The sequence below is a fragment of the Dactylosporangium sp. NPDC000521 genome, from assembly GCF_042898305.1.
Taxonomy (GTDB): Bacteria; Actinomycetota; Actinomycetes; order Mycobacteriales; family Micromonosporaceae; genus Dactylosporangium.
In genome coordinates this window covers 37,478-57,868 of record NZ_JBIAYW010000005.1, presented here as the reverse complement: position 1 = coordinate 57,868, position 20,391 = coordinate 37,478, and the positions used below count along the sequence as shown (strand labels likewise).

14 protein-coding genes and 2 pseudogenes are annotated in these 20,391 nt (G+C 73.1%); 14 read left to right on the top strand and 2 right to left on the bottom strand.

Features of this window, described 5'->3' with window-relative positions; translation table 11 throughout:
* Positions 1-90: 90 nt before the first annotated feature.
* The gene (locus ACFY3L_RS18265) at positions 91-1,305 is read right to left on the bottom strand and encodes a hypothetical protein (protein WP_389324743.1); all 1,215 of its coding nucleotides are present in this window, start codon (positions 1,303-1,305) and stop codon (positions 91-93) included.
* A 32-nt stretch (positions 1,306-1,337) separates the two neighbouring features.
* Between ACFY3L_RS18265 and ACFY3L_RS18260 the strand changes: the two genes are divergently transcribed.
* From ACFY3L_RS18260 to ACFY3L_RS18210, 11 genes and pseudogenes are all read left to right on the top strand, one after another.
* Positions 1,338-2,114, top strand: coding sequence for an SAM-dependent methyltransferase (locus ACFY3L_RS18260; protein ID WP_389324740.1), 777 nt, complete (start codon positions 1,338-1,340; stop codon positions 2,112-2,114).
* A gap of 121 nt (positions 2,115-2,235) precedes the next feature.
* Complete coding sequence (locus ACFY3L_RS18255) at positions 2,236-3,843, top strand: DUF4331 domain-containing protein (protein ID WP_389324737.1); 1,608 nt, start codon at positions 2,236-2,238, stop codon at positions 3,841-3,843.
* Positions 3,844-3,905: 62 nt separating this feature from the next.
* Positions 3,906-5,195, top strand: coding sequence for a hypothetical protein (locus ACFY3L_RS18250; RefSeq protein ID WP_389324735.1), 1,290 nt, complete (start codon positions 3,906-3,908; stop codon positions 5,193-5,195).
* Entirely contained in the window at positions 5,195-6,625 is a 1,431-nt protein-coding gene (locus ACFY3L_RS18245) for a hypothetical protein (RefSeq protein WP_389324732.1), read from the top strand. Before ACFY3L_RS18250 ends, ACFY3L_RS18245 begins: the two co-directional genes overlap by 1 nt.
* Before the next feature lie 239 nt (positions 6,626-6,864).
* Positions 6,865-8,046 carry a hypothetical protein gene (locus ACFY3L_RS18240; protein ID WP_389324730.1) on the top strand — a complete coding sequence of 394 codons (1,182 nt, stop codon included), beginning with the start codon at positions 6,865-6,867 and terminating at the stop codon, positions 8,044-8,046.
* Between the two features lie 195 nt (positions 8,047-8,241).
* Positions 8,242-9,444 (top strand): annotated as a pseudogene (locus tag ACFY3L_RS18235) (Clp protease N-terminal domain-containing protein); the annotation flags it as partial.
* Positions 9,445-9,558: 114 nt separating this feature from the next.
* Positions 9,559-10,509, top strand: a pseudogene (locus tag ACFY3L_RS18230) (AAA family ATPase); the annotation flags it as partial.
* Between the two features lie 89 nt (positions 10,510-10,598).
* The gene (locus ACFY3L_RS18225) at positions 10,599-11,225 is read left to right on the top strand and encodes a TetR/AcrR family transcriptional regulator (RefSeq protein ID WP_389324727.1); all 627 of its coding nucleotides are present in this window, start codon (positions 10,599-10,601) and stop codon (positions 11,223-11,225) included.
* A 516-nt stretch (positions 11,226-11,741) separates the two neighbouring features.
* Complete coding sequence (gene pcaD / locus ACFY3L_RS18220; protein WP_389324724.1) at positions 11,742-12,506, top strand: 3-oxoadipate enol-lactonase; 765 nt, start codon at positions 11,742-11,744, stop codon at positions 12,504-12,506.
* The gene (locus ACFY3L_RS18215; RefSeq protein ID WP_389324721.1) at positions 12,499-13,083 is read left to right on the top strand and encodes a hypothetical protein; all 585 of its coding nucleotides are present in this window, start codon (positions 12,499-12,501) and stop codon (positions 13,081-13,083) included. The genes pcaD and ACFY3L_RS18215 overlap by 8 nt, the downstream gene beginning before the upstream one ends.
* Positions 13,071-14,015: a nucleotidyl transferase AbiEii/AbiGii toxin family protein gene (locus ACFY3L_RS18210; RefSeq protein WP_389324718.1), complete on the top strand. Its 945-nt coding sequence runs from the start codon at positions 13,071-13,073 to the stop codon at positions 14,013-14,015. Before ACFY3L_RS18215 ends, ACFY3L_RS18210 begins: the two co-directional genes overlap by 13 nt.
* Here the strand turns inward: ACFY3L_RS18210 and glgA are convergent.
* On the bottom strand, positions 13,997-15,181 hold the full coding sequence (gene glgA / locus ACFY3L_RS18205) for a glycogen synthase (protein WP_389324715.1): 1,185 nt from the start codon (positions 15,179-15,181) through the stop codon (positions 13,997-13,999). The genes ACFY3L_RS18210 and glgA overlap by 19 nt on opposite strands.
* Before the next feature lie 61 nt (positions 15,182-15,242).
* Here glgA and glgC point away from each other — a divergent pair, with 61 nt between their 5' ends.
* From glgC to treS, 3 genes are all read left to right on the top strand, one after another.
* Entirely contained in the window at positions 15,243-16,478 is a 1,236-nt protein-coding gene (glgC, locus tag ACFY3L_RS18200; protein ID WP_389324712.1) for a glucose-1-phosphate adenylyltransferase, read from the top strand.
* Positions 16,479-16,662: 184 nt separating this feature from the next.
* Positions 16,663-18,633: an alpha-1,4-glucan--maltose-1-phosphate maltosyltransferase gene (locus tag ACFY3L_RS18195; protein ID WP_389326064.1), complete on the top strand. Its 1,971-nt coding sequence runs from the start codon at positions 16,663-16,665 to the stop codon at positions 18,631-18,633.
* A gap of 21 nt (positions 18,634-18,654) precedes the next feature.
* Complete coding sequence (gene treS, locus ACFY3L_RS18190; RefSeq protein WP_389324710.1) at positions 18,655-20,388, top strand: maltose alpha-D-glucosyltransferase; 1,734 nt, start codon at positions 18,655-18,657, stop codon at positions 20,386-20,388.
* Positions 20,389-20,391: the final 3 nt, after the last annotated feature.

The following is a 20,391-nucleotide window of genomic DNA, read 5'->3' as shown; positions in this document are numbered from 1 at the left end:
GCAACATGTGGCCGGCCACCGGAGGTGACGACTCACCCACCGTACAACAGATTGCCGCATGGCAACAGTCGGACCCTTCCGGCCGGCGTGTCAGCCCGTCAGCAGGGCATTCATCCCCTCGGGGTCGCCAGGCAGCCCGTACGACCGCAGCAGCCCCGACACGTCGGCGAACCTGCGCCCGCCGATCTGCCACGCGGCGGGCGCATCCGCGAGCGCCTTCACCAGCCGGTGCCGCGGGCCGGCCGCACCGGTCCCGGGGCCATCGGGGAACACGAGCCCCAGCGCCGTGCCGAGCACCGGCAGGGTCTCCACACCGGTGACCGTCCCGAGCCTGGCCAGGAGCGCGTCCAAAGCCTCGCCGGAGGCGAGCGGGGACGGGTCCGAGGCGGAGTCGCTTGAGGCGAGCGCGGGCAGGGACAGGGCGGCGTAGCCGGCGAGGTCACCGTCGAGGAACGGGATGCCGGCCCGGGCGGTGGTGGCGCCCCCGGCCCAGCGCAGCAGCTCCGCCGCGGCCTCCTCGCCGGCGGCCGCGCCCCGGACGCGGGCCAGGGCGACCGCCGCCGCCCAGCGGATCTCCGGCCTGGCGTCGTGCAGCGCCGCCGGCACGACGGTGCCGAGCAGCCCGAGCGCCACGATCGCGGTGGCGGCGACGGACCGGGACGGGTCGGCGACCGCGGCGGTGAGCACCGCGACGCTCGCGGCCTCGTCCTCGGGGAACCAGCCGAGCGTGAACGCCGCGGCGGCCCGCAGGGCGGCGTCACCGTGGGCGTCGCCGCCGGTGAGCAGGTCGCGCAGCACGGGCAGGCCGGCGCGGACGGCGTCGTAGGCGGCGAGCTCCACGAACGCCGCCATGACCGACCGCTGCGCGTCGTCGAGACCGTCCCAGTAGTCGAGGCGGCTCTCCCCCTCGAAGTCCTCGTCCTCGTCGTCCTCCGCCGGTGGCGGCGCGGCGCGCAGCAGCTCGGCGCCGCCCTCGGCCGCCGCCCGCAGGTCCGCGACCGGGAACCCGACCGGCAGCCACGCCTCGTGGTGCCCGACGGCGATCGACGCGACCAGCCGCGCGACCGCGGCCCGGTCCGGGGTCGCCGGGTCCGCCAGGAGCTCCAGCAGGAACGGCACCGCCGGCGCGCTCGCCTCGTAGCGGGTCCCCTGGTGGCAGATCCCGCCGTACAGTCCCGACAGCGCCCGGCGCCGGTCGTCGGCCGACTCGGAGCGCAGCGCCCGCACGTGACCGGGCACGTCGGCGGCCGGGCCGTACGCGTGCTCCAGCGAGGCCCAGTCGAGGTCGTCGAGTCCGTCCAGCACGGTCGCAGAACCTACCCCATTAGGGTGTATGGATGACCGGTCTCGGCGACGTCGACGCCAGCGTTCCCAACGTGGCCCGCATGTACGACTACTACCTCGGCGGGTATCACAACTTCGCCGCCGACCGCGAGGCCGCGGAGAAGATCCTCGCGATCTTCCCGGACACGCCCGAGGCGGCCAGGACCAACCGGCGGTTCCTGCAGCGGGCGGTGCGGCACCTGCACCAGGCCGGCGTGCGGCAGTTCCTCGACATCGGCACGGGCCTGCCGACGCAGGGCAACGTGCACGAGATCACCGACGGCAGGGTCGTCTACGTCGACAACGACCCCGTGGCCGTCGCCCAGGCCCGGTCCCTTGTCGAGGGCCTGGACCGGGTGTCGGTGGCGTGCCGGGACCTGCGGGATCCGGAGGCGCTGCTCGCCGACCCCGACGTCGCCGGGCACCTCGACTTCGGCGAGCCGGTCGCGATCATGATGGTGTCGATCCTGCACTTCGTGCCCGACGAGGCCGACCCTGGCGGCATCATCGCCCGGCTGCGCGACGCCACGGTCCCCGGCAGCCACCTCGTCGTGTCGCACCTGACCCTGGACGGGGTCCCCGCCGCACCCGCCGCCGCCGGTCAGGAGGTGTACCAGCGGTCCAGCGCGCCGATCGTCCCTCGTACCAGGGCGGGCATCGCGCGCCTGTTCGACGGCTACGACCTGCTCGACCCGGGCCTGGTGTGGCTCGGCGACTGGCGCCCCGAGGACGGCGAGGAGCGGGTCTCCCACGGGTACGGCGGCGTGGGCGTGCGCCCGATTCGGAGCTGACAGGGGTGCGGATGGGTCGCTGACGGCAAGCCGACACCGACCCATCCATCGACCCGGGCGAAGGCGAAGTCCTCTCGTGCGGCGGTCACAGGACCGCTCCAGACGCGAGGGGACCACGCAGATGACCACTCCAACCCGGGCGGGTCGCCGGTGGCGCGCCGCCGCGGCCACGTTCGTGGCGGCCGGTGTGGCGTTCGCCGGCCTCGGGCCCGGCACGTCGTCGGCCTCGAGCCACCGGGAGGCGCCGCTCGTCGCCGCCGACCCTGCCGTCGACAACACCGACCTGTACGCGTTCGTCAGCCCCGAACGGGCCGGGTACGTCACCTTCATCGCCAACTGGCAGCCGTTCTCGAAGCCGGACGGCGGCCCGAACTTCTACCCCTTCGCCACCGACGCCGTCTACAACATCAACGTCGACAGCGACGGCGACGCGAAGGCCGACGCGGTGTTCCGCTGGACGTTCCAGAGCATCGACCGCCGCGGCGGCGACACGTTCCTGTACGCCAACGGTCCCGTCACGTCGATCGACGACGAGAACCTGCTCTTCCGCCAGACGTACACGCTGGAGTCCTCGTTCCACGGCGAGCCCTTCAAGACGCGCATCACCGGCGCGCCGGTCGCGCCGTCCCGGGTCGGCAAGGCCACGATGCCCGACTACGCGAAGCTGCGGAGCGAGGCGGACAAGCGGCTCCCGGGCGGCTGGAACGTCTACGCCGGCCAGGCCGACGACCCGTTCTTCCTGGACCTGCGGGTGTTCGACCTGCTGTACGGCGGCGACCTGAGCGAGGTCGGGCAGGACTCCCTCGCCGGGTACAACGTCAACACGATCGCGCTGCAGGTGCCGTTCTCCGACGTGGCGCTCAAGGGCGACGTGAAGCGCAACCCGGTCATCGGCGTCTGGACGACGACCGAGCGCGCCAAGACCCGGGTCGCCGGTGCCTCTTCCATCGCCGGCGAGCGGGTTCAGGTCTCCCGGCTGGGCAACCCCCTGGTGAACGAGGTCGTCGTGCCGGCGTCGCTGAAGGACGCGTTCAACTCGATCAGCCCCGACCAGGACGCCGGCATCCCCGCCGTCGTCGCCCGGGTCACCGACCCCGAGCTGCCGAAGCTCATCGAGGGCAGCTACAAGGTGCCGGCGCCGGCGGCACCCCGCAACGACCTCGTCGAGATCTTCCTGACCGGCATCACGACCAAGGCCGGCGGGCCGATCAAGGCCGACCTCAACTCGCAGCTGAACAACGCCGACGTCGTCGCCGCCGACTTCCGGCCGTCGGAGATGCTGCGGCTCAACCTCGGCGTGCCGGTCACCGCGCAACCCAACCGGCTCGGCGTGCTCGGCGGCGACCTGCAGGGCTTCCCGAACGGCCGGCGGCTCACCGACGACGTCGTCGACATCGCCGTGCAGGCGGTCGAGGGCGCGGCGCAGACCGGCAAGCTCGTCGACGCCCTGGCCGCCGGCGACAAGGTGGACGCGAACGACAACGCGTTCGGTGCGCAGTTCCCGTACGTGGCGCTGCCGAACGGCTCGCCGGCGTCTTCGCCTTCGGTGACGCCGTCCGCTGCCGCGTCCGCGTCCGTCGCGGCGCAGCCGGCGACCACACCGTCGGCGTTCGAGTCGGGCACCGGCATGACGGCCGTCGCGGTGAGCACCTCGGCGATCGCGGCCGGCCTCGGCACCCTGCTCTTCGTCGGCTGGTGGCGGCGGCGCCGCGGGCCGGTCCAGCCCTGACCCACGTCTGTCGGGGGCGCGCTTCGCGGGCGCGTCCCCGACATCTTCCGGAAGGAGAAGTCATGCGGGTTCGCATGGTGTTGGGTGTCGTACTGGCTGCGACGCTGCTGCTGGGCCTCGGCGCCCTCGTCGGCCTGCGGGCGGCCGGCCCGACCGTGTCGTTCGTGCCCGACCGTCCACAGGCGACGAGCCGGCTCGCCGCGGCGATCGCGGCACACCAGGAGCGGCTGCGCAGGGTGCCGGGCGACTGGACCACGTGGGCCGCGCTCGGCGAGGCGTACCTGGAGCAGGCCCGGGTCGGCGCCGACCCCGCCTACTACCCGAAGGCCGATGGCGCGCTGCGCAAGTCCCTCGAGGTCCGCCCCGACGGCAACGCGGCCGCGCTCACCGGCCTCGGCGCGCTCGCCAACGCCCGCCACGACTTCGCCGGCGCGCGCGAGCTCGCCGGCCAGGCCCTCGCGATCAACGCGTGGTCCGACACCGCCTACGGGGTCCTCGCCGACGCCGAGACCCAGCTCGGGCACCCCGACGCCGCCACCGCGGCCGTCCAGCGGATGCTCGACCTGCGGCCGGGGCTCGGCTCGTACGCCCGCGGGTCGTACGACCTGGAACAGCACGGCAAGCGCACCGAGGCGGTCGCGCTCATGCGGCTGGCCCTGTCCACCGCCACGGAGCCCGCCGACGTCGCGTTCTGCCACCAGCACCTCGCCGCCCTGGCGTGGGCGGCGGGCGACCTGACCACCGCCGCGCGGCACGTGTCGCTGGGCCTCGCCGCCGACGCGGGTGCGGTCGGTCTCTGGCAGGTCAAAGCCAAGCTGGACGCCGCGGCCGGCGACCTGACCGCGGCGCTGGACGACCTCGCCAAGGTGGTCGCCCGCACGCCGACCGTCGACGCGCTGCTCGACCAGGCGCGCCTGCTGCGGGCCGCCGGCCGCGACCCCGGGCCGGCGCTCGCGCTGGCCCGCGCCGCCCACGACCTGTTCACCGCCAACGGCGGCACCGACAACCTCGGCGCGGCGTCGCTCGCCCTCGCCACCGGCGACGCCGTGGCCGCCGCGAAGCTCGCGATCGCCGAGTGGGACCGCCGCGAGTTCGGCGAGGTCGCCGACATGGTCGCCTGGACGCTGATGTCCGCCGGTGACCCCGCCGCCGCCCTGCCCTTCGCCCGCCGGGCCAACGCGCTCGGCCAGGTCGACGCGGCCCTCGCGTACCGCTACGGGATGGTCGCCTTCCACGCGGGCGACCGGGAGACCGCCCGCGTGCAGCTCCGCCTGGCGCTGGCGCTCAACCCGCACTTCTCACCCGTCGACGCGCCGATCGCGGTGCGTACCCTCGCAACCCTGGAGTCCTGATGCTGCTTCGCCGCGCGCTGGTCCTGCTGGGCCTGGCCGTGGCCGGACCGCTGCTGTGGCCCGGCTCCGCGCAGGCGCACCCGCTGGGCAACTTCTCCGTCAACCAGCTGGGCGCGCTGACCTTCCACCCCGACCGGGTCACCGTGGACTACGTGGCCGACCTGGCCGAGCTTCCCACGCTGCAGGCCGTCCCCTCATGTACGGCGGTGGCGCCGCTGTTCCGGGTCGCCGTCGACGGACGCCCGGTCGGCTGGACGGTCGGCCGCTCGTCCTTCACCTACTCCTCCGGCGCGGCCGGGCTGCGGACCAGCCGCCTGGAGTGCACCTTCTCGGCGACGGTGTCCTTCACCGGTCCGTCCACCGTGGAGGTCGTCAACGACTTCGCCGCCGACCGTGTCGGGTGGCGCGAGCTGACCGCCGTCGCGGCCGGGGTGCACATCGTCGACTCGCCGCTGCCCACCGTGTCGTCGAGCGCGGGGCTGCGGTCGTACCCTTCCGACCTGCTCAGCTCTCCCCCGGCGGTACATCGGGCGACCCTGCGTCTCGAACCCGGTGGCGGCACGGGTGCGGCCGCGCAGGCTCCCCCCGGCCCGCTGGGGTCCTCGGTCCTGCCGGGTCGGGCGGGCAGGGCCGAGCTGACGCTGCGCGGCTGGGTCGCGTCGCGCGCGCTGACGCCGTGGGTCGGGCTGCTCGCGGTGCTGCTGGCCCTCGCTCTCGGCGCCGCGCACGCAGCGCTGCCGGGGCACGGGAAGACGGTGATGGCGGCGTACCTGGCCGGGCGGGCCGGCCGTCCGCGGGACGCCCTCACCGTCGGCGCCACCGTCACCCTCACCCACACCGGCGGCGTGCTGCTGCTCGGCCTGCTCCTGACCACCGCGGCCGGCCTGGCCGGCGAGACGGTGCTCGGGTGGCTCGGCGTGACGAGCGGCGCGCTGGTCGCCACGATCGGCCTGGCCATGCTGCTGTCCCGCCGCTCGGCCCACTCCCACTCCCACTCCCATTCCCACGGCCACTCCCACGGCACTCACACCCATGCCCATGGCGCTGCTTCGCATTCGCACGACGCTCACGGCCACGCTCACGGCCACGCGCACGACCACGGCCATCGCGAGGGTCATCCCCACCGGCTGGCGCTGGTCGGCATGGGCGTCGCCGGCGGCCTGGTGCCGAGCCCGTCGGCCCTCGTCGTCCTCCTCGGCGCCGTCGCGCTCGGCAGGACGTGGTTCGGTGTGCTGCTCGTCCTCGCGTACGGCTTCGGCATGGCCGCCGCCCTCACCGCCGCCGGCCTGCTGCTCATCAAGATCCGCGACCGCTGGCCCGCCCGCCTGCGGCTCAGCGACCGCCTGACCAGGCTCGCCCCCACCGGCACCGCGGCCCTGGTCCTGCTCGTCGGCTCCGCCCTGGCGGTCCGCTCCCTCGTCACGCTCTGACCTGGCGCGCCGGACCCGGCGGTCGCAGTCCGCTGTCGGCGAACAGGTCGGGGCGCGCCCGGGGGGCGGGGCGGCGGTATGGTCAGGGTGGGTAGAGCGCCTGCCTGAGCCCGACACGGTTGCCCACGCCAGCCGTGGCCCGAGGCCAAGAGTCTCAGACTCAGCGCGGTGGTGCAGGCTGCCCGGCGGGGGTCCCGCCGTCCGATCGGTGCGAGCGTGGGTCGACGCCGGAGGTCGCCATGCCAGACGAAGAGGACGCCCACCAGCCCGCCCCTGGCTCCCCGGAGGACACCACCGCTCCCGACCGCGACGCCGGCCACGACGGCGATGCCGGCCAGCAGCAGGGCGGGAGCGGGCGGGCGCGGCGGGACCGGAAGCGGCGGCGGGCGATCAGGGCGCATGCGGCGCAGGCGGGTGTCGCGTATTCGGTGGCCGCGCGGCAGCTCGCGGGTGCCGGCGTCGGGCCGGGCGAAACCCTGGCGAGCCTCGGCCGGACCGTCTATCCGGTCGGGTTGCCCGGCAGGTGGACCGTCGCCGCCCGGGAGCTGCGCCCGACCGCCGTGAAGCTCCACGACGCGCGGCGTGCGGCGCGCCTCGCGGGTGGTCGGGCGGCGCACCTGGTGGAGCGGTTCCCGCCCGGCGAGAGCCATGCGGGCCCCTGCTACGCCGGCGACGGCCTCGAGGACCTGATCGCCATGCTCTACCTGGTGGTGGTGCGGGAGGCACCGGGGCTCGTGCCGGCGGCGCTGGACCTGGCGTGGACCGCTGAGCTGGGCGAGGAGACGGCGGTCGACATCGAGTGCGCGGAGGTGGACCGGGCCGCGCGCCTCGTGCTCGACGACGGGGTCGCCGGCCTGTGGGGCCGGGTCGAGGACGCGCTCCGGGCAGGGCAGGACAACCCCAGCCCCGCCGTCCGCCACGACGCGGACCGGCTGTCGCTGGTGTGCCGCATGTTCACGATGCCGGTCGAGGGCGCGGACGGCGAGCCGTATGTCCTGCGCGCCCCCTGGGACGGCGCCCGCCAGGTCCTCGACGCGCTCCTGGTCGTCGCCGACGACGGTCACGCCCCCGGCACCAGGGTCCGCCTCGCCCAAGCGGCGACGACCCGCCCGGCGACAGGCGCGGCCACCCCCGGCCCGCCGGCAGCCGGCGCGGCCGCCCCGGGCCGGGCGGCAGCCGGTGGCGTCACTCAGCGCCGGCCCGACGCAGGCGCGGCAGACCAGGAACCCCAGGCGGCAGGTGCGGCAAGCTCGGGTCCGCCGGCAGCGGGCACGATCATCGGTGCTTGTTGGGCCGCCGCCGGACCACCACGCGGCTACGAGGTCCGCCTCGACGGCGACCCCGCCACCCGCACCATGCGCCCCGAGGACCTGATCGTCCTGCCGGGCCAGGAATCCACCGCCACCGCCCTCCAGGTCTGACCACACCAGCGCACGACGTGGGGCGACGGGCTGTCGGCGGTCGGTTATGGTGGAGGTGGCAGCGCGCCTGCCCGAGCCGCGGATCGACGGAGCCCACGCCTCCGCCGGCGGTCAAGAGGCCCCGACTCAGCGCATCCGATGTGACGCGGATGCGTGGGCCCGCCGAAGCCGTGCAGGCGAAGGGCGTGATCGTCGATGTTCGAGCGGTTCACCGACCGGGCCAAACGCGCCGTGGTGCTGGCGCAGGAGGAAGCCCGGGTTCTCAATCACCATGCCATCGGCACCGAGCACCTGCTGCTCGGGCTCATCCAGGAGGGCGACGGCGTCGCGGCGAAGAGCGTCGAGGCGCTCGGGGTGTCCCTCGACGACGTGCGGCGGCAGGTCGAGGAGCTGATCGGCCTGGGCGGGCAGGCGCCGGGCGGGCACGTGCCGTTCACGCCGCGGGCGAAGAAGGTCCTGGAGCTGGCGCTGCGCGAGGCGCTGCAGCTCGGGCACAACTTCATCGGCCCGGAGCACCTCCTGCTGGGCCTCGTCCGGGAGGGCGAGGGCGTCGCGGCCCAGGTGCTCGTCCGGCTGGGCGCCGACCTCAACCGGCTGCGGGCGCAGGTCATCCAGCTGCTGTCGGGGCACCCGTCCACCACGGAAGCGCCGGCCAGCGCGCCGGCGACGGTGCTCGACCAGTTCGGCACCAACCTGACCGCCGCCGCCCGCAGTGGGCTGCTCGACCCGGTCATCGGGCGGGACGCCGAGGTGGAGCGGGTCATCCGGGTCCTGTCGCGGCGCCGGAAGAACAGCCCGGTGCTGACCGGGCCGCCCGGCGTCGGCAAGACCGCCGTCGTCGAAGGGCTGGCGCAGCGGATCGCCGCGGGTGCCGTGCCGGCCTCCCTCCAGGGCCGCCACCTGTACACGCTCGACCTGGGGGCGCTGGTCGCCGGCTCCCGGTACCGCGGCGACTTCGAGGAACGGTTGAAGAAGGTCACCAGGGAGGTCCGCACCAGGGGCGACATCATCCTGTTCATCGATGAGATCCACAACCTGGTCGGCGCGGGCGCGGCCGAGGGCGCCATCGACGCCGCGTCGCTGCTCAAGCCGCTGCTGGCGCGCGGAGAGCTGCGGACGATCGGGGCGACCACCGACGAGGAGTACCGCAGGTTCATCGCCAAGGACGGCGCGCTGGACCGGCGGTTCCACCCGGTGGCGGTGCCGGAGCCGACCGTCGAGGACACCGTGCTGATCCTGCGTGGCCTGCGCGACCGGTACGCGGAGCACCACGGCGTCACGTACACCGACGCGGCGCTGCGGGCGGCGGCGCTGCTCGCCGACCGGTACATCACCGACCGCCGCCTGCCGGACAAGGCGATCGACCTGCTCGACGAGGCAGGGGCCGCGGGGAGCCAGGAGGCAGACACCGCGGGGAGGCAGGGGGCCGACGCCACGGGGAAGCAGTCGGTCGGCACCGCGGGGAAGCAGTCGGTCGGCACCGCGGGAAAGCAGGAGGTCGGCGCGGACGAGATCGCGGCCGTGGTGGCGGCGTGGACCAACATTCCCGTGCAGCGGCTGACCGAGCAGGAGAGCGCGCGGCTGCTGCGGATGGAGCAGACGCTGCACGAGGAGCTCGTGGGCCAGGACGCGGCGGTCGCGGCCGTGTCGCGGGCGATCCGCCGGACCAGGGCGGGACTGCAGGACCCGCGCCGGCCCGCCGGGTCGTTCATCTTCGCCGGCCCGTCCGGCGTCGGGAAGTCGTCCCTGGCCAAGGCCCTCGCAGGGTTCCTGTTCGGCGCCAGGGACGCGCTGATCCAGCTGGACATGTCGGAGTTCCACGACCGGGCGACGGTGGCGCGGCTGGTCGGCGCGCCGCCCGGCTACGTCGGCTACGACGACGGCGGGCAGCTCACCGAGCAGGTCCGCCGCCGGCCGTTCTCGGTCGTGCTGTTCGACGAGGTGGAGAAGGCGCACCCGGACGTGTTCCACACCCTGCTGCAGATCCTGGAGGACGGCCGGCTCACCGACGGCCAGGGCCGCGTCGTCGACTTCAAGCACACGGTGCTCATCCTCACGACCAACCTGGGCACCCGCGACCTGACACGGCCGGCCGGCTTCCACGAAGGTCCGCTCCCCGTGCACGACAGGGTCGGCGACGAGCTGCGGAAGCACTTCCGGCCGGAGTTCCTGAACCGCATCGACGAGACCGTCGTCTTCCACCCGCTGGGCCCCGCGGAGATCGAGGGCATCGTCGACCGGCTCGTGCTGGACGTGGCGGCGCGGCTCGCCGTCCGGGAGATCGGGCTGGTGGTGACGCCGCGGGCCCGCGCGCACCTGGCGGGGCACGGGCACGACCCGGTGCTCGGCGCCCGGCCGCTGCGGCGCGCCGTGCAGCGGGCGGTCGAGGACCCCCTGTCGGAGCGGATCCTGCTCGGCGCGCTGCGCCCCGGCGACACGGTCACGATCGACCACGGTGGGGACGGTCTCACGTTCACCGCTTCCCGGGAGCTCGAGCGAATGCTTCAATAGCCCCGACGGCTTGAGCGAGTGCTCAACCAGATGGGTGCGGGGTGGCGGACACGAAGGAGCGCCTGGTCGCCGGGGCGATCAAGGTCCTCGGCAGCGACGGGCTCGCGGGCGCGTCGGCGCGGACGATCGCCGCGGCGGCCGGCGTCAACCAGGCGCTCGTCTTCTACCACTTCGGGACCGTCGACCAGCTGCTCTCGGTCGCCTGCCACCAGGCGACCGAGCGCAGGGTCGCGCTCTACCGGGAGCGGTTCGCGGCCGTGTCGAGCATCGGCGAGCTCCTCGACGTCGGCCGGCAGCTGCAGCAGGTCGAGCGGGCCGAGGGCAACGTCGCGATCCTCGCGCAGCTGCTCGCCGGCGCCCAGACCGACGAGCGCCTCGCACCGGCCGTCGCCGCCTGCCTGAAGCTGTGGATCGCGGAGATCGAGCCGGTGCTGCGCCGGGTCACCGCCGCCTCCCCCGTCGCCGACCTCGTCGACGTGCCGGGGCTGGCCAGGGTGGTCGCGTCGACGTTCATCGGCCTGGAGCTCCTCACCGGCGTCGACCCGGACGGGGCGGCCACCGCCGTCGCCGCGCTGGAGCGCCTCGCCGTCCTCGTCGAGGTCGTCGACGGCCTCGGCCCCGTCGCCCGCCGCGCCCTGCAGGCGAAACTCCGCAAGGCCGCCCGCTGAAGGTGACACTCCGCCAGGCCGCGCGCTGAAGGCGAAGCCCGCCGGCCGCCCGCTGAAGGGGACACGCCACAAGGCCGCCCGGTGAGGGCGAAGCCCGCCGGCCGCCCGGTGAAGGCGACACGCCGCAAGGCCGCCCGGTGAGGGCGAGGCCCGCCGCGCGGGCCGTGATGGCGGCGGTCGCCGCGTACGGGCCGGGCACCTGACACTTTGCGGGGCCAGCCCCGTGGCACCCGGCTCACCCTCGCGGGCGGGACGATCATGACCCCGCCCGCCCGGGCGCTGGTGCCCCGCCGGCAGGTCCCGGCGGCCGTGCCCGTGTCCTTGAGGGCTGGGGTGGGGTGCCCGGTTCGTCGCGTTCCCGCCCGGGACCTGCCGCGGGCCCAGGCCGCACCGGGCCGGGAACGCCGGGTTCGCCCCGCTGTGGACATGGATGGTGGCCGTGTTCGCAGCGGCATTGTTCACACGCCAGGCCCTCGGCGCGGGGCTGCCGGGTGGGTGGCGTGGTACAACCACGCGGTGACGGCAACGACGCTGTTCCAGCGCACCAGTGGACCTCCCGGCGCGCCGGTCCTGCTGCTCGGCGGCTCGCTCGGCAGCAACCTCGACATGTGGCGCCCCCAGCTGCCCGCCCTCGCGGACCTGCGGGTGGTGCGCTTCGACCACCGCGGGCACGGCGCCTCGCCCGCGCCGCCGGGGCCGTACCGGATCGAGGACCTGGGCCGTGACGTCCTGGCCCTGCTCGACCGGCTCGGCATCGCCAAGGCCTCCTACTGCGGGCTGTCGCTGGGCGGGATGGTCGGCATGTGGCTCGCCGCCAACGCCCCCGAGCGGATCGAGCGGCTGGTGCTGATCTGCACGGCCGCGCACCTGCCGCCGGCGGACGGCTGGGCGGTCCGCGCGGAGCAGGTCCGCACCGCCGGCATGGGCAGCATCGCCGACGCGGTCCTCGGCCGCTGGTTCACGCCGAGGTTCCGGGCGGCGCTGCCGGCGAAGGTCGCGCCCTACCGGGCGATGATCGCGGCGTGCCCGGCGGAGGGGTATGCCGGCTGCTGCGAGGCGATCGGCGCCATGGACCTGCGCGACGACCTGCCCCGGATCACCGCGCCGACGCTGGTCATCGCCGGCGCCGACGACCCGGCGACGCCACCGGAGCACGGCGAGCGCATCCACGCGGGGATCACCGGCAGCCGCCTGGTGGTGCTGCCGGGCGCCGCCCACCTGGCCAACGTGGAGCAGGCCGACGCGATCGCCCAGCTCGTCAGGGACCACGTGGGTGGGTGACTACGAGATCCACGTGACCGTCGACGTCGACCCGCGCCTCGATGCGTGGGCGTCGGCCGCCGGCCTCAAGTACACGAGGATCCAGCTCGACCGGGGCGCCTGCACCGACCAGCCGATGCTGACCGGCATCACCCGCGGCGAGCCGGCGGCGGCCCGGAGCGCGGCGACGGCCCTCGACCGGGCGCTCCGCGAGGACGGGTTCACGGTACGGCGGGTCAAGATCGAGGCCGCGCCGTGGAATCCGGAGGTGCCGGTCCAGGACGCCCCGACCGGCGGGCGCTACTTCGAGCACCACGTGAAGCTGCTGCTCACCGGGGAGCAGATCGCCGACGCCCGGGCCGTCGCGGAGGCGCACCAGGCGCACCTGTCCCGCAACGCCAGGCGTACCCGCGACGACGGCAGCCACGAGCGGTTCGTGACGCAGCGCTGCCGCGACGTCGGCCGGCCGGGTGCCCGTGCGCGCCTGGACGGGCTGCTCGCGGCGCTCACGACGCGAGGCCTGGAAGCGGTCGAGGTCGAGGAGGAGTACGTGCTGGTCGACGACAACCCGGGGCTGGACGCCGGATGGATCCGCTGACCGCGCACCGGGACGTCCTCGACCACGTCCTGGCCCTCGTCGCCGCCGACCCGGTCGGCGACTCGCTCGTCCTGCGGGGCAGCATGACCATGCCGGCGTGGGTCGGTGCCCGCGCCCGCCCGCCGGGTGACCTCGACTGGGTGGCCCGCCCGCTCGCCGTCAACGGCCTGGACACCCTGCACCCGCACCCGTACGTGGACCGGATCGACCCGGTGCAGTACTGGCCGGAGGCGACCCAGGGCGCCGGGCGCGCCCAGCCGTGGGACTTCCAGGACGAGGACACCGGCGGGGTGCGGGCGCTGCTGCCGCCGGACGGGCTGCGCTGGATGCACGCCGAGGAGACCGATCCCGAGGATCAGCCGCACCTGCGGGTCCTGGAGCTGCTGGCGCTGCACCGGCGGACCCCCGGCGGCGCGGTCCTCGACACCGACAACGCCACGCCGGACCACGACTTCGAGTACGCGGACTACCGGTTCGAGCGCGGTGCCGCCGGCGGCGCCCGCGTCCACGTCCCGTGGACGCACGGCGACCTGACCGGCAGCGTCCAGCTGGACTTCGCCTACGACGAGACCCTGCCCGAGCCGCCGGTGCTGACCGCGGTGCCGCGCGGCGCGGGCGGCCCGCCGACGACGGCGTGGACGGCGAGCCGGGCCCTGTCGCTGCTGTGGAAGCTGCGGTGGCTCGCCGACGACCAGCAGCGCGAGGGCGCCGCCGGCGGCAAGGACGTCTACGACGCCGTCCTGCTCGGCGAGCTCGACGGCGTCACGCTCTCCCCGCGGCTGCGCCGGCTGCTGCCCGCCCTCGACCCGGCCGCGGTCCGCGCGATGACCGTCGACTGGTCCAGCCACCCGGTCCACGATCCGGACAGCTGGCTGGACCGCCTCGCGTGGGCGGTCCAGCACCACGTGGCGGGCTACGACACGGACCGGTAGACGTCCAGGGTCTGCTGGGCGATCGCCGACCAGGAGAAGTGGTCCAGGGCACGCTGCCGCCCGGCACGGCCGAACTCGGCGGCCCGGGCCGGCTCCTCCAGCAGCTCGTTCATCGCGTCGGCGAGGTCCGCGACGAAGCGGTCCTCGTCCAGCGGCGTGCCGGACCCGTCGGTGACCTGCTCGATCGGCACGAGCAGGCCGGTCTCGCGGTCCGCGACGACCTCGGGGATGCCGCCGGTGGCGGTCGCGACGACCGCGGTCTGGCAGGCCATCGCCTCGAGGTTGACGATCCCCATCGGCTCGTAGATCGACGGGCAGACGAACAGGGTGGCGTGGGTGAGGACCTGGATGACCTCCCGCTTCGGCAGCATCTCCTGCACCCAGACGACACCGGAGCGGGTGGCGCGCAGCTCGTCGGCGAGCGCGGTCACCTCCGCCGCGATCTCCGGCGTGTCGGGGGCGCCGGCGAGCAGCACCAGCTGCACGTCGGCGGGGAGCCGCCGGGCCGCCCGCAGCAGGTAGGGCAGGCCCTTCTGCCGGGTGATGCGGCCGACGTACACGACGCTGGGGCGCTGCGGGTCGATGCCGAGCCGGGTCACGACGTCCAGGCCGGGGTCCGGCGCGTACTGCTCGGTGTCGATACCGTTGTAGATGACGTGGACCCGGTCGGGATCGACCCGCGGGTATGCCTTGAGCACGTCGGCCTTCATCCCGGCGGACACGGCGATCACGGCGTCGGCCGCCTCGACCGCGGTCCGCTCACACCAGGACGAGAGCGCGTAGCCGCCGCCGAGCTGGTCGGCCTTCCACGGGCGCAGCGGCTCGAGGCTGTGGCTGGTGATCACGTGCGGGACGCCGTGCAGCAGCTTGGCGGTGTGCCCGGCGAAGTTGGCGTACCAGGTGTGGCTGTGCACCAGGTCGGTGCCGGCGGCGCCGGCGGCCATCTCCAGGTCCACGCCCATGGTCCGCAGGGCGGCGTTGGCCCCCCGCAGCCCGGACGGGTCCTGGTAGCCGACCACGCCCGCTTCCGAGCGGGGCGCGCCGAAGCAGTGCACGCGCACGTCCAGGGGGAGGCGGCGCAGCTCTCGCGCCAGGTACTCCAGATGGACGCCGGCTCCACCGTAAACGTCCGGGGGGTACTCTCGAGTCAGTAGGTCTACGCGCACGTTGGAAAGACTAATTGGGTTCGCCTGGCGCAACACGCCGGACACGTTTAGCGTCTCGACCATGGCCGCCAAAAAAGTCCTCGCCATCGTCCTCGCCGGCGGCGAGGGCAAGCGTTTGATGCCCTTGACCGCTGACCGGGCGAAGCCCGCGGTGCCGTTCGGCGGCATCTACCGGCTGATCGACTTCGTCCTGTCGAACCTGGCCAACGGCGGCTATCTGAAGATGGTCGTGCTGACCCAGTACAAGTCGCACTCGCTGGACCGCCATGTGACGAAGACCTGGCGGATGTCGACGCTGCTCGGCAACTACGTGACGCCGGTGCCGGCGCAGCAGCGGCTCGGACCGCGCTGGTTCGCCGGGTCCGCGGACGCGATCTACCAGAGCCTGAACCTCATCAACGACGAGCGTCCCGACTACGTGATCGTGTTCGGCGCGGACCACATCTACCGGATGGACCCGGAGCAGATGATGCGCCAGCACATCGAGTCGGGCGCGTCGGTGACGGTCGCCGGGATCCGGCAGCCGCTGTCCACCGCCGACCAGTTCGGCGTGATCGAGGTCGCCGACGACGGGCGGCGGATCTCCGCGTTCCGCGAGAAGCCCCGCGACGCCAGGGGCCTGCCGGACTCGCCGGACGAGATCTTCGCGTCGATGGGCAACTACATCTTCACCACCGGGGCGCTGATCGACGCCGTCACCCGCGACGCGCAGGACCCGTCGAGCAAGCACGACATGGGCGGCAACATCATCCCGTACTTCGTCGACAAGCATGAGGCGGCCGTCTACGACTTCAGCAACAACGTCGTGCCGGGCAGCTCGGAGCGCGACCGCGGCTACTGGCGCGACGTCGGGACCCTGGACTCGTTCTACGAGGCCAACATGGACCTCATCGCGGTGCAGCCCATCTTCAATCTGTACAACTTCGAGTGGCCGATCTTCACGGGCAACAGCCCGTGGCCGCCGGCGAAGTTCGTGCACGGCTGGGGCGAGCGGGTCGGCCGGGCGGTCGGATCGATGATCTCCCCCGGCGCGGTGATCTCCGGCGCCCTGGTGGAGAACTCGGTGGTGTCGCCCAACGTGAAGGTCCACTCGTGGGCGCACGTGGAGGGCTCGGTGCTGATGGAGGGCGTCGACATCGGGCGGCACTCCGTGATCCGCAACGCCATCATCGACAAGAACGTCATCGTGCCGGAAGGCGCCGAGATCGGCGTCGACCTGGAGAAGGACCGGACCCGCTACACGGTCTCCGAGGGCGGGATCGTGGTCATCGGCAAGGGTCAACGCATCATGCCGTAGGAAGACGACGCTAACGCTGCCAACGCGACGCGGATTCGATACGGTGAGGATCATGGGTACCCCGACACCCGAAGCACCTGCCATCGCCAGGACCGACACCGAGACCGCGCTCGCCTCCGAGGACCCCGTGGTGGTGCCCGACGCTCCGGCGGGCACCTGGCAGGCCGCCACCGGTCCGAGCGTCGTGACCGGCGACCGTTTCCCCATCGAGCAGATCACCCCGCAGGTCGAGGGTGGCCGGTTCCCGGCGAAGGCCGTCGTCGGCGAGCTGGTGCCGGTCACGGCCGTCTCCTACCGCGAGGGCCACTCGATGATGGGCTGCAACGTGGTCCTCATCGGCCCCGACGGCAAGGAGGGCCCGTTCACCCGCATGGGCCCGGGCCCGGCCGGCACCGACACGTGGTTCGGCGCGGTGCGCCCCGACGCGGTCGGCGCGTGGACGTTCGCGGTCGAGGCGTTCTCCGACCCGTACCTGACCTGGCACGACGCGGTCACGAAGAAGATCGGCGCCGGGCAGGGCCTGCAGGACCTCAGCAACGACCTGGCCGAGGGCGCGGCGCTGCTCAATCAGGCGGCGACCGGCGTCCCGGCGGCGGAGCGCGGCCGGGTCACCGGCGCCGCGCAGGCCCTCGCCGACACGACGATCCCGCTGTTCGCCAGGGTGTCCCCGGCGCTGGGCCTCACCGACGTGCTGTGGCGCCATCCGCTGCGCCAGCAGGTGACCCGCTCCAGGGAGCTGCCCCTGTGGTGCGACCGGAAGCGGGCGCTGTTCTCCGCGTGGTACGAGTTCTTCCCCCGCTCCCAGGGCGCGGTCGTCGACGAGCACGGCAAGCCGGTCAAGCACGGCACGTTCCAGACCGCGATCCCGCGCCTGGCCGAGGTCGCCGAGCTCGGGTTCGACGTGGTGTACCTGCCGCCGATCCACCCGATCGGCCGGATCAACCGTAAGGGGCCGAACAACACCCTGGTCGCCGGGCCGCAGGACGTCGGCTCGCCGTGGGCGATCGGCGCCGAGGAGGGCGGGCACGACGCGATCCACCCGGACCTGGGGACCCTGGAGGACTTCCGGGCGTTCATCGCCGCCGCCGGCGACGCCGGGGTCGAGATCGCGATGGACCTGGCGCTGCAGTGCGCGCCGGACCACCCGTGGGTCACCGAGCACCCCGAGTGGTTCACCACCCGCGCCGACGGCTCGATCGCCTACGCGGAGAACCCGCCGAAGAAGTACCAGGACATCTACCCGCTGAACTTCGACAACGACCCGCAGGGCATCCGCGACGAGATCCTGCGCGTCGTGCTGCACTGGGTCGAGCAGGGCATCAAGATCTTCCGGGTCGACAACCCGCACACCAAGCCGGTCGGGTTCTGGCACTGGCTCATCAACGAGGTCAAGACGGTCGACCCCGACGTGCTGTTCCTGGCGGAGGCGTTCACGCGGCCCGCGATGATGCACGGCCTGGGCAAGATCGGGTTCACCCAGTCCTACACGTACTTCACCTGGCGCGTGCAGGCGTGGGAGCTGCGCGAGTACGTCCAGGAGCTGATCGCGGCCGCCGACTACATGCGGCCCAACTTCTGGCCCAACACGCCGGACATCCTGCCCGAGCACCTGCAGCACGGCGGGCCGCCGATGTTCAAGATCCGGGCGGTCCTGGCCAGCATGCTGAGCCCCTCGTGGGGGATGTACTCGGGCTTCGAGCTCTACGAGCACCTGCACCGTCCGGGCTCCGAGGAGTACCTGGACAACGAGAAGTTCCAGCTGCGCCCCCGCGACTGGGCCGCCGCCGAGGCCGCCGGGGAGTCCCTGGCGCCGTACCTGAAGCGGCTCAACCACGTGCGCCGCGAAAACCCCGCGCTGCACTGGCTGCGTAACACCGTTTTCCACGGTATCGACAACGAACAATTGCTTTGTTTCTCGAAACGAGACCCTGACAGCGAAAACGCCGTGCTCATCGTGGTCTCGTTGGATTCGCACAACGTCCAGTGGGGTAACACCACCCTGGACATGCCCGCGCTCGGTTTCGACTGGCACGAGCGGTTCACGGTGCGCGACGAGCTCACCGGTGCGACCTTCGACTGGGGACAACACAACGCGGTGCGGCTCGACCCCCTGTACGAGCCCGCACACGTGTTCACGGTGCATCGTCACCGGTGACAGCACAAGGTAGGTGGCAGCATGACGGATCCGGTCGAGGGCACCCACGTCGTCGCGGACGGCACGGTCGAACATCCCTCAGCCAGTGACTTCGGCAACGCGAGGATCCTGCCGGCGGACGAGACCTGGTATCAGCGCGCGGTGTTCTACGAGGTGCTCGTCCGCGCGTTCGCCGACTCGAACGCCGACGGGTCCGGTGATCTGCAGGGCCTGATCGGCCAGCTGGACTACCTGCAGTGGCTCGGCGTCGACTGTCTCTGGCTGCCGCCGTTCTACGACTCGCCATTGCGCGACGGCGGCTACGACATCCGCGACTTCTACAAGGTGCTGCCGGACTTCGGCACCGTCGAGGACTTCGTCGAGCTCCTCGACGCCGCGCACAAGCGCGGCATCCGGGTCATCACCGACCTGGTCATGAACCACACCTCGGACTCGCACCTGTGGTTCCAGGAGTCGCGGCGGGACCCGACCGGGCCCTACGGCGACTACTACGTGTGGAGCGACGACAACACCGCCTACTCCGACGCGCGGATCATCTTCGTGGACACCGAGGAGTCCAACTGGACGTTCGACCCGGTGCGCCGGCAGTTCTACTGGCACCGGTTCTTCCACCACCAGCCGGACCTCAACTACGAGAACCCCGAGGTCCAGCGGGAGATGCTCGACGTACTGCGGTTCTGGCTCGGGCTGGGCATCGACGGCTTCCGCCTCGACGCGGTGCCCTACCTGTTCGAGGACGAGGGCACCAACTGCGAGAACCTGCCGGCGACGCACGAGTTCCTGCGCCGCTGCCGCAAGGTCATCGACGACGAGTTCCCCGGCCGGGTCCTGCTCGCCGAGGCCAACCAGTGGCCGGCCGACGTCGTGCAGTACTTCGGCGACGGCGACGAGTGCCACATGGCCTTCCACTTCCCGCTGATGCCGCGCATCTTCATGGCGGTCCGGCGCGAGTCGCGCTTCCCGATCTCGGAGATCCTCGCGCACACCCCGCCGATCCCGGCGAACTGCCAGTGGGGCATCTTCCTGCGCAACCACGACGAGCTGACCCTGGAGATGGTCACCGACGAGGAGCGCGACTACATGTACGCGGAGTACGCCAAGGACCCGCGGATGCGCGCCAACGTCGGGATCCGGCGGCGCCTCGCGCCGCTGCTGGAGAACGACCGCAACCAGATCGAGCTGTTCACCGCGCTGCTGCTGTCGCTGCCCGGGTCGCCGGTGCTGTACTACGGCGACGAGATCGGCATGGGCGACAACATCTGGCTCGGCGACCGCGACGGCGTGCGCACCCCGATGCAGTGGACCCCGGACCGCAACGCCGGCTTCTCGCAGGCGAACCCGGGCCGGCTGTACCTCCCGGCGATCCAGGACCACGTGTACGGCTACCAGTCGATCAACGTCGAGGCCCAGAAGGAGAGCTCGACGTCAGTGCTGAACTGGACCCGCACCATGCTGCAGGTCCGGCGGCGGCACGAGGCCTTCGCCGTCGGCGTGTTCCGTGAGCTCGGCGGGTCCAACCCCTCGGTCCTCGCGTTCGTGCGCGTCCACGACGAGGACGTGGTCCTGTGCGTCAACAACCTGTCGCGCTTCCCCCAGCCGATCGAGCTCAACCTGCAGCAGTGGGCCGGGTACACCCCGATCGAGCTCACCGGCCACGTCCAGTTCCCGAACATCGGCCAACTGCCGTACCTGCTGACGTTGCCGGGCCACGGCTTCTACTGGTTCCAGCTCGTCGCGCCGGCCGAGCAGAACTGAGGA